We start from the raw sequence: 8,880 nt of genomic DNA, 5'->3' as shown, positions 1-8,880 counted from the left end.
CTCTGCCCCCTTGCGCCGTTGGCATGTGTGAACGACACAGCAGAACATGCAGCCATAGCAACAATAGCCACCAGCAGCAGCGAATTGACCACCAGCCGCGTCCTTTTCTTGTTCATGAATTTTTCCTTGCCTGAAATAAAAAAGGCCACACCGAAGTGCAGCCCTGAATGGGTGCCAGAGTACGTCTGGCGGCGTATGCCCTGCCGGTGATAGGGTCGATTTGCGAAAGCAACCATTAACAACAAAAGGAGCAATAAATGAGTGAAACAAATAAACCAGCCGAAAACATCAAGCCGCAGCCGAATCAACAGGAAAAACCGGCTCCGGCACCAACACCACCTCGCGAACGAAATCTTAGAACGGGAACATTTATGGTTGCCGATTCCCTGGATCGTTTCAAAAGAAAAGATAAGTAAGTGCTGACACGATAAGTGCACAAATGGGGGTAAGGATTGCCGCAATTCTTACCCTTTCAAGTTCGCGACCTATCCTGACATTCTCTTTCTTACCCAACTCGGCAATGCTGGTCAGATCTGCAAGACGGTAGCGCCTGAGAATGCTGAGCGTCGAATCTTTTCCGGTAAAACCTTTCTTCTTAAAAGATTCGTAATCTGCGAGACCGAATCCTTTGTAATCATCATGATATAAAGCGTAAGGGGTAGATGACACCAATGCCCTCTGCCTGACAGCCAGCACTCGCAGAACAAGATAGATAGCGCAGAATGCCCAATACACAGCAAAAACAGCCATCCCCACACTAAGAAAGTCAACACGCAGTCTTTGCGTTAAGAGAAGGAATGAGGAACCCACGCCAACAATTAACAGACTCAAGAGTTTTTGCCCATTCTCTTTATTGAGCATGTTCGACTGGTGTATCCCCCTTATGCATTCCTCCCCATGTTTCTCCAGAAAATCGACCAATTCATCGTCGGCATCCAGAAAATAATCATCAGGTAAATAGCTCATCATTATCGTCTCGAAAGTTTTCCAGTGAAAAAATTTTACGCCCCAGCGACAAAAAAGCCCCGCGTTATGCGAAGCTTTGAAATGGTTGCATTCTTCAATAATCAGAGGCGGTGGTTAGGCATGGATTTGTCTATCGCAAGATTTATCAAAGCCTTAATGGCAGCGCATACTTCAAAAAATCCACCATCATCACCAGACACCAAGAAATGTGCCATTTCATTTCCGTCACCAACATTCACATTAAGTTGTGCATGGTCGTACCAAAGCGAAACACTAACACCCTGCCGATAACCTCCAGTAAGTGGATGGTCATCAAGAGTGGTAGCTATAGCAAAGTGCAAAATATAATCGTCATCCATCGTTAGTTGTGGAGGACGACACATATCAAACTCACCGTTTTTGGTATCCCACACCCCCATTTCAACATAGGGATGTGAATCCCCCTTTGAATCAACCCACTCTATAGATGGGAGTGAAAGAGAGTCCCCGTACTCAAAAAGAAGTTTTCGAGCCATGTTTTGAAGCTTCCGCCGCAAATCCCACTGAGCCCTCCCTAACTGCAAGTGTTTTTCTTTTAACTCATTGAATGTAATTGACATGCTTTTTTCCAAACAGTTTTCAACACGAATATGCATGCTTATCACCGAGAGGCTAAGTTTGTGAATATCAAAAAAGCCCACGCATATGCATGGGCCTGTAGTTGTCGCGATGTCGCGGTGCGTAATTGTCGCCTGCGGCTCTCCTCCCGCTGAAATTCACCACCAGCGGCTGAAATCTGCCCCACACATACTATCTTCGAGGTCACCTGCCCCTTCCTCATCATCTCCCGGCGAACGTCCGGGTGATTGAAGTCGGTAGCCGCCATGCCGTTATCATCGATGGTGAATCTCCCGGTGTTCTCATTAAGAAGGCGAGTGAGCCGTTTCCTGGATCTTCATGTCGAGTCATTGCCCGTAGTTTGGAGAGCCAGCTGATTAAATGTGAACACAGTACAATAAAAAGGATATTTCAGAAGAAATACCCTTTCGTGACTTTACAAACAGGCTTGGTTTTAGGTGTCAACTGTACGAAAAATTCTTACAATAGACATTATTGACAGGAAACACCAAAGAACTAGTTCCCTAGTTTCCCGATGTATACATTTACTTCTTCCGGTGGCCCCTTATCAGGTACATATTTATTAAACATGTTCTGCCCGTGACCATCGTGGACATACGAAATATAATCTTGTAAGGAATAATTGGGCTGACTGGCATCATCCGACCAACTGGTTGGCTTAACTGTTACGTCCGATGTCCACCCATCATGTTCAAAGACGTCAGTCCTGCCGTGTCGCCAACGCACCAAAAGTGTGGCCGCTACCATACCATTGCGTGCAGGAACATCCAAATACCAAGTATCCCATTTATTACTATTGTCGCAAGCAAAAATGCCGTTCTTATCACGTATCACGAAGGAATACAGCCCTCCATATGGTTGAATGGTTGTCGCATCCATCGGTAAATTCCAATCAACCATGCATGTGCTGAGGTCACCCCAAGGAATACCCTTTTTATCATGAATAGCCTGAGGGCCAGATAGAACAACCGGTACCGAAGTCGTATTATAGAACGTAACTTTGTAACTGGTATCAGCCCAGCATCCTAAAGATGCAAAAATAAGGGGCACTCCGAGAATCCATCGCAAAACATGTAATAATCGTAACTTGCTAAAATAATTCCCCATGATAAATATCTCCGATAGAATTTCAATGTACTGCAAATAGCAACCAGTTGGTGGCTTGCTGATTCCCCCCCCACGCCACCTACTGAGCTAAAGGTCTGGGTGCCGGTCTTTCCTGGCTGTCAATTCAACACCAGAATAGCAAGTGAGAGCAGGCCATAAACCGGCTCACGCAGAAAATATGAACGGAAGGATAATACCGCAAGCGTTTTTTCTCGCTGCAGTTCGCTTTATGTTGTGATGCCGGAAAGGTATGTTGCATTTCACTACCAATCATTGCCAACCTTCAGCTAAATACATGGGAGAAAATATGAGGCTTTTTGAAAAAATAATTGTCTGGATCGCCGTGTTAACTCTGATAGTTGGATGGTTTGTCTTCACGTTACATAACAATCATGCTATCGCCCATTTGTGTATCCAAGGCCCCACAAGTGTATAAAGTCAGCGTTGCAGTGCTGGGTGCCTCCCAGTGAGCCGTTGGCCAGCCACCGTGGCTCGTGGTCTTTTAAGCAAATTCCTGGTTGAATTGCCGCTGTTTCACCCCGACGCATAGTGGGATTCACTGCAACAGCAACACACTCAAGCAGGGAGATTAGAATAATCAAGCACAATTTTTAACCAATCGATTCGCCAGTAAAAAACTAAACCACAAATCATTGCCTTCCATCCCCTACCATTGCTAAGTATTTGGCAACAATTAGGGGGGACTAATGAAATTATTTTGGATAGTGATCGGTTGGTGTGTGGTGCTGATACTCATCGTGAGTTGGTTTATGTATGTCATCTATGACTATGACGTCACAAGCTGATGGACAAGCTTTCGGAATAGAAAAGCTGCCGCAATTAGCCAGAACGGTAAAGATGCAGTTTATTCCGGCCGTTACTTCACACCGAAGGGCACACTCAGATACCCCCCCCACCAAGGGATGCGATAGTGCCTATCAACTGAATGTGCCCTTCTGGTGCGCTTTCCAGCCACTCCGGGTTATCCCATCTTCGCAGGCTGAAAAGCAATTTTCTTGAGCGGTCAGCGGGAATCGAACCCGCATCATCAGCTTGGAAGGCTGAGGTAATAGCCATTATACGATGACCGCATTGGTCCGCCATCGAGGCCTCGACCCCCGTACCTACAACTTAATGGTCGTTGCTCTTCCTGCTGAGCTAATGGCGGAAAAAAGTCGCCCATCTTCAGGCGACAATCAAAACAAGGAGAGCCCAATGTCACAACGCGGCGAACTCTAAGCATGTGAGATTATGAAGGTAAATTAGCAACGTGAAAAAACCTGATGGTCATCACAAAATTTTACCCCCCCCCCCCCCACCGAGTATACTACCTACCGCTCCTTGAGCTTCGGAAAGCAAAAAACCCCGCACTATGGCGGGGATACTGGTGATGTAAGAAATATATTTATAATTATAGGGTGCGAGCACAAAGCCGATTATCTCGATGCTCGGGCAGCAGATTACCAGACGATTCAATATTGTAAATATCCTGGGCTTGATTTATGAGTGATGTGTTAACTGCATCACTTTAAAATGCAACACCTTTACCCCATAACAACAAGCAACTTCTCTCAGCCTCGAATTTCTCTGCCAGCTTATTTTCGTCAGGCAGTAGCGCCCAGGTGATATAGAAATCGTGAGGTGTCATTTCTCTACCCATCCAAGGATAAATGCCAACGTGATAAACCTCGCCATCCTCTTCACGAGCACGGACAAATCCATCATGCCAACCGTCGCAGGGATTGAGAACCAGCACCGCACGTCCATCAAGGTCAGCGGTCGGTAATTCGCTCGCAGGTCGGAATACAAGACTCTCGGTTACGTGCTTTGACATTTCTGGGCTCCAGATACGCAAAAACCCGCACAATGGCGGGTTGAGAAAGTGACAAAGGGCACCATTTCTGATGCCCTTTCACAGGAGCGGTGGCTTGTCATCGCCTTTTCCCCGCGCCTGGCTTCCCGTTACCAGGAAGTCTCGCAAGTCCCCTAAGGGTACGTAACTAGTATTTATTACCGCAGTTATTAAGTCAACGAGTATCTGGCTTAATTTTACAGAGTGAGATGCTTCATCCCCATACCGCAGAGTACAGCTTTTTTAATAAAATCAAAATCTTCTTCTGAAATTACAGGAATAACGTAATCACGCCCGGCAACCGTTCGCACCTTGTATCGGTCCAGGCGGTCGATAGAAACAGTGGTAACCATGTCGCATTTTGCCCAACACAAAATCTGTGACTTATCAGGCAATGGGTTGACCGATATTTGGTGATGACAATCCCGTGCTGGTACAGGCTGGGTCGTACTGAGCGGCACGACAGTAACCAACTTATTGTTGTATCGATTTCGGGCAATCACAACCACTGGCCTGATTTTTATCATTTCTGGCGCGACGAAACCAGAGAAGTCGCACATGACAACATTCCGGGTTTTAGGCTGGAACTTTAGGGCCATTTATCATCCGTCTCAGTTCAAAAGTATGACAGCAATATTACCCTATACGCCATGAACTCCGCGACCTCAACGCATTGCGTTAAAAAACAAAACCCCGCCATTTCTGGCGAGGTTCCGATGATAAGCTGTGTGGCGTAGAAACCACTCTTAGCAGATTATCCCGCCTTTTGGAATTCCACAAGCTTTTTCATTGCGGGCGGATAAACATTTTCTTTCTGGCAGTACCTGTCCATTTCGAGCGGGACATTCAACGCTGCCAGGCAACCATCGATAAAGCCCTCTGCCGCCTGTAGGCGCTTCAACACCTGCGTGTGCGAAATCCCCAGCTTGTCGCCAATGGTGCGCACCGGTATGCGGTGAATGTAATTCCACTCCAGTAGCGTACTCAGGTACGGGTCTTTTTTCTTCAGGCACGCAACCGCCGAATTAACGATCAATCCGTCGTCGTCGCAGCACGCCGGCCGAGATTTTCCCGTTGGCGGTAGCAGCCCTTTGAACCCACCAGCGATCGGCGAATAATAAACGCCAGCTCCTTCATTGGCAGCCCATGCGCCGTACCGCTCTAAAACAAGTTGGATATCACGCATTGTTCGCCCTCTTCGATTCGTGTTTTGCCTTCATCATCGCCGTCATAACCACCAGCCGACTGAACGGCATGTGTAATTCCTCCAGACGCTTCATCCACAACGCCACCGGCCCTGTGTATCCGCCATGTGCTGCGCGGATGTATTGGGCGATGGTGTGCTCGTCTTCGTGGGTTAGATTCATGCCGCCACCTTTTTGTAGAAAACCAACTCACGAACCTGATCGCCATTCATGAGCATATCGTTGAAGTCGTTGTGGTCGGGCCAGCGGACGCTGACCGAGATCAGGTCGTTCTTGGCAAGCAGGTTCGCATGCGCGCATTCAAAGGCCGCCGCCTGTCCGGTCGCTGAGTGCGCATCCATGTCGGCGAAGACGATGAGATGCTTAACGCCGGCCGGAACACGGAATTTCTTCATGAACGTGCTGTTGATGGTCGCCCAGGTATTGACCCCGTAAATCTGATAGCAGGAGAGCGCCGTCTCGATCCCTTCCGCTACACCCATAGTTGACGCCACCGGAAACATGCGGATGGCCACAGAGCGGGCATGGTCAAGGTATGTTGGTTCCTGAAGGGAGTTGAGAAGCTTGGCGCTTTCGCCGATGTCTGCTTTTCGGTCACCATCCAGCAGTGTGCGATGCAGATAGCAGAGCTCACCCTTGTCATCGGTCGCCAGAGAATAGAGCGCCTGGAATACCCGGCCAGCATGGCGCTGACGTTCGCAGAAACGCACAGCGTCAGTTGGAAGGCGATTTATGCCGCGCTGGCGCAGGTAATTCGCGGCGGTCGTGCCACGAAGCCCGACCATCTTCGAATATTTGCTGATAACACGTTGGCGCTTCTTCGCTGCCGTACTATTGACCGGTACGTTCAGATGTCGGTAGCTGTTGCCAATGAGCTGATCGATCTCCACACACAGCGCCGAAAAAGATTTGCCCTGCGTCAAAGTGAGCAGCTTCATGCCGTCGCCGCTGCCGCAGGTGCAGATCCAAGTTCCCTTGCCGTCGCCGTCGTCTATGCGGAACTTTCCACGGGCGCTACAGACCGGACACTCTCCCTTGTAGTGGTTTTTGCCCGTGATTGGCGGCAGCCCAAAATATTCAAAAATCTCGGCCCAACGGCCTCTCGCTGCTTCAGTCGTCTTCACACTGCTTTCCTCAAATGTTTGCGCATTTCTTCAAGATGTTTTCTGGCGCCAATAACTTTCATCGTGGTAGTCGGGATTTCGGCGCAGGGTTGCGATGCTGTGGATGCAGATTTCTCACGCCCCCTAGCAAATTTGATCTGCTTGTGCTTGATGAAGCTGTTGACCTCCGGGGTGATCTCCATGGGGAAATCACTCAGGTCGTTCGGCCACTCGCCGAACTTGTCGTGAAAGGTGTGTTTGCACCAGCCGTCGCTGATCGGTTTACCCATCGATGCTCGCTGGCGTTGATAGAACTTGATTTGGCTCCACCACTGCTGTTTGTCGGATTTGGTGAAGGTGCGCTCCCCTTTGCCGAGCTTTTTCAAACCGCGCTGGGTATCAGTCTCCACATCCTGGCCGACAAGAGGTTTGAAGCCACACTTTGGGCAGACATAAACCCCTGCCGGCTTCATGTAATGGCACTCTGAGCATTCCTTGGGCATTTTTTCCTGACGTTCTTCGGCAACTTTGGCGGCCGCACTTTTCATGCCGTCGCTTTTGGAGGGCAATTCGTCGTATTCGATGGAGTCAGGGAAACCCAGTCGCAATACCGTTCCGCTATGGTCGAAAATGAGGCATGACTCTTTGCCGGGAGCTGTACGGAGACCGCGTCCAAGGGCCTGAAGCCAGCGGATCTCACTCTTGGTGGGGCGGGCATAGATGACGCAGCGCACATCGCTGTCAAAACCTGCCACCAGCACACCAACGCTGACGATAATCTTCGTGGCGCCGGTTTCGAACCGGTGGATGATTAACTGACGTTCTTCCTGCGGGGTTTTATCAACCATAACCTCAGCGTTGATGCCCACCTGGTTAAACCGCATCGTCACGAAGTTGGCGTGATCTTTGTTGACGCAGAACGCCACTGTCGGCAAATCCCGGCCGTTCTTCAGCCAGTTGTCCACGATGTCACCAACGAGATCAGCGCCGCACATGACCTCGGCCAACTGCTTTTCGTTGTAGTCACGTCCGTAATCATCGGACTTGTTGGTTTTCACGCCTTTCAGGTCAGGCTTGGTCGGTGCATAGAACTCATAGCGGCTAAGATCACCACGGTGGATCAGTTCGCTGATGGTGGTTGGTTTCACCAACTGCTGATAGTAGTTACCCAGGAACGGCGAGAAGGGCGTGCCAGACAGACCGATCACCTTCACGTGCGTTTCACGTACCAGGCGTTCAATCTCAATCAGGATTTCCTGTCGGCGCAGGTGTGCTTCATCGATAATCAGCAGATCGATGTTGTCGGGGAACTCCCGGCGGATCAGTGTGTCGGCGCTGGCGATTTGGATCTTCAGCGACGGGTCGTAACTCGGGTGTTTCTGCCAGATGAAACTAATCTCGTCTTCCGGTAGCCCATACTCAATAAAGCGCTGCGAAGTCTGGTTAATCAAAATGGTGTAAGGGGCGACGAAAAGCACGCGCTTACCCCGGCTAACGTGACCATCGGCGATGAATGCTGCCAGTCCGGTTTTGCCACTGCCGGTGGGCATGTAGACCATGAACGAGTTAAACCCCTTCCAGTCTCGGCGCAGCATGTTCAGTGCGCGTTCCTGTGCGAAATTCGGTTTGATGCTCAGCATTGTGCCCCCTTGCCGCCAGTGCGATAATCGCGTCGTGATGTGGTTGGCATAACTTCCCCTTCACATGGCTGGTTGACCTCCCTCAAGGCAACCAGCCGACCTCTAACTTCCGTTCCCGCTGTCCGATTTACTCTTCCAGAAGAAACGCCCTCGAATCGTTTAAACATCCAGCCGTCTATACCTCCAGCCATTCAATGGGATATAACCCCTAGATCGTGCTCTACCTAACCTAAGGAGTTGTCTGTTGGAAAAGGCGCTATTCCTTCCCCTGCTCCCATCCCCCCCCTTACCCCCCTCTTCCCTCTTCCCCAAAAAAAACGGATAGCGGTATAGGTGGTTAGACATTTAGCCATCCAAAACCAAACACCTTTAAGTCTGGTTATCCTCAG

At 49.5% G+C, this 8,880-nt stretch carries 10 protein-coding genes and 2 tRNA genes; 1 reads left to right on the top strand and 11 read right to left on the bottom strand.

Features of this window, described 5'->3' with window-relative positions:
- The first annotated feature begins 257 nt into the window (after positions 1-257).
- Positions 258-416, top strand: a complete 159-nt coding sequence (locus ACJ8PN_RS10755; RefSeq protein ID WP_442534912.1) for a hypothetical protein — start codon at positions 258-260, stop codon at positions 414-416.
- Here the strand turns inward: ACJ8PN_RS10755 and ACJ8PN_RS10750 are convergent.
- The 11 genes from ACJ8PN_RS10750 to ACJ8PN_RS10700 form a co-directional block, all read right to left on the bottom strand.
- Positions 397-966, bottom strand: coding sequence for a hypothetical protein (locus ACJ8PN_RS10750; protein ID WP_442534917.1), 570 nt, complete (start codon positions 964-966; stop codon positions 397-399). The two genes, ACJ8PN_RS10755 and ACJ8PN_RS10750, sit on opposite strands and share 20 nt — an antisense overlap.
- A 101-nt stretch (positions 967-1,067) precedes the next feature.
- Positions 1,068-1,601, bottom strand: a complete 534-nt coding sequence (locus ACJ8PN_RS10745; RefSeq protein ID WP_442534911.1) for a hypothetical protein — start codon at positions 1,599-1,601, stop codon at positions 1,068-1,070.
- 478 nt (positions 1,602-2,079) lie between these two features.
- Positions 2,080-2,691, bottom strand: a complete 612-nt coding sequence (locus tag ACJ8PN_RS10740; RefSeq protein ID WP_442534910.1) for a hypothetical protein — start codon at positions 2,689-2,691, stop codon at positions 2,080-2,082.
- 1,019 nt (positions 2,692-3,710) lie between these two features.
- Positions 3,711-3,782 (bottom strand) — tRNA-Gly (locus ACJ8PN_RS10735).
- 2 nt (positions 3,783-3,784) lie between these two features.
- Positions 3,785-3,859, bottom strand: a tRNA-OTHER gene (locus ACJ8PN_RS10730).
- 360 nt (positions 3,860-4,219) lie between these two features.
- A complete protein-coding gene (locus tag ACJ8PN_RS10725) occupies positions 4,220-4,525 on the bottom strand; it encodes a hypothetical protein (RefSeq protein ID WP_442534909.1) in 306 nt (101 codons plus the stop codon).
- 215 nt (positions 4,526-4,740) lie between these two features.
- Positions 4,741-5,142: a type II toxin-antitoxin system PemK/MazF family toxin gene (locus tag ACJ8PN_RS10720; protein ID WP_442534908.1), complete on the bottom strand. Its 402-nt coding sequence runs from the start codon at positions 5,140-5,142 to the stop codon at positions 4,741-4,743.
- A 155-nt stretch (positions 5,143-5,297) separates the two neighbouring features.
- The gene (locus tag ACJ8PN_RS10715; RefSeq protein ID WP_442534907.1) at positions 5,298-5,729 is read right to left on the bottom strand and encodes an antiterminator Q family protein; all 432 of its coding nucleotides are present in this window, start codon (positions 5,727-5,729) and stop codon (positions 5,298-5,300) included.
- Entirely contained in the window at positions 5,722-5,910 is a 189-nt protein-coding gene (locus tag ACJ8PN_RS10710) for a hypothetical protein (protein WP_442534906.1), read from the bottom strand. The genes ACJ8PN_RS10715 and ACJ8PN_RS10710 overlap by 8 nt, the downstream gene beginning before the upstream one ends.
- Positions 5,907-6,872 (bottom strand): DUF7146 domain-containing protein, encoded by a 966-nt coding sequence (locus ACJ8PN_RS10705; protein ID WP_442534905.1) that lies wholly within the window; start codon positions 6,870-6,872, stop codon positions 5,907-5,909. Before ACJ8PN_RS10705 ends, ACJ8PN_RS10710 begins: the two co-directional genes overlap by 4 nt.
- Entirely contained in the window at positions 6,869-8,446 is a 1,578-nt protein-coding gene (locus ACJ8PN_RS10700) for a DEAD/DEAH box helicase (protein ID WP_442534916.1), read from the bottom strand. The genes ACJ8PN_RS10705 and ACJ8PN_RS10700 overlap by 4 nt, the downstream gene beginning before the upstream one ends.
- Positions 8,447-8,880 lie beyond the last annotated feature (434 nt).

This window comes from Serratia sp. CY76391 (assembly GCF_052166695.1).
Classification (GTDB): Bacteria; Pseudomonadota; Gammaproteobacteria; order Enterobacterales; family Enterobacteriaceae; genus Serratia; species Serratia nematodiphila.
The sequence above is the reverse complement of the archived record's forward strand: the minus strand, read 5'-3'. Positions and strand labels throughout refer to the sequence as shown.

Excerpts from the sequence above, each read along its gene's own strand:
- ACJ8PN_RS10740 (WP_442534910.1), bottom strand. The coding sequence starts at position 2,691 with ATGGGGAATTATTTTAGCAAGTTACGATTATTACATGTTTTGCGATGG.
- ACJ8PN_RS10725 (WP_442534909.1), bottom strand. The coding sequence starts at position 4,525 with ATGTCAAAGCACGTAACCGAGAGTCTTGTATTCCGACCTGCGAGCGAA.
- ACJ8PN_RS10700 (WP_442534916.1), bottom strand. The coding sequence starts at position 8,446 with ATGCTGCGCCGAGACTGGAAGGGGTTTAACTCGTTCATGGTCTACATG.
- ACJ8PN_RS10720 (WP_442534908.1), bottom strand. The coding sequence starts at position 5,142 with ATGGCCCTAAAGTTCCAGCCTAAAACCCGGAATGTTGTCATGTGCGAC.
- ACJ8PN_RS10745 (WP_442534911.1), bottom strand. The coding sequence starts at position 1,601 with ATGCATATTCGTGTTGAAAACTGTTTGGAAAAAAGCATGTCAATTACA.
- ACJ8PN_RS10755 (WP_442534912.1), top strand. The coding sequence starts at position 258 with ATGAGTGAAACAAATAAACCAGCCGAAAACATCAAGCCGCAGCCGAAT.
- ACJ8PN_RS10715 (WP_442534907.1), bottom strand. The coding sequence starts at position 5,729 with ATGCGTGATATCCAACTTGTTTTAGAGCGGTACGGCGCATGGGCTGCC.
- ACJ8PN_RS10710 (WP_442534906.1), bottom strand. The coding sequence starts at position 5,910 with ATGAATCTAACCCACGAAGACGAGCACACCATCGCCCAATACATCCGC.
- ACJ8PN_RS10750 (WP_442534917.1), bottom strand. The coding sequence starts at position 966 with ATGAGCTATTTACCTGATGATTATTTTCTGGATGCCGACGATGAATTG.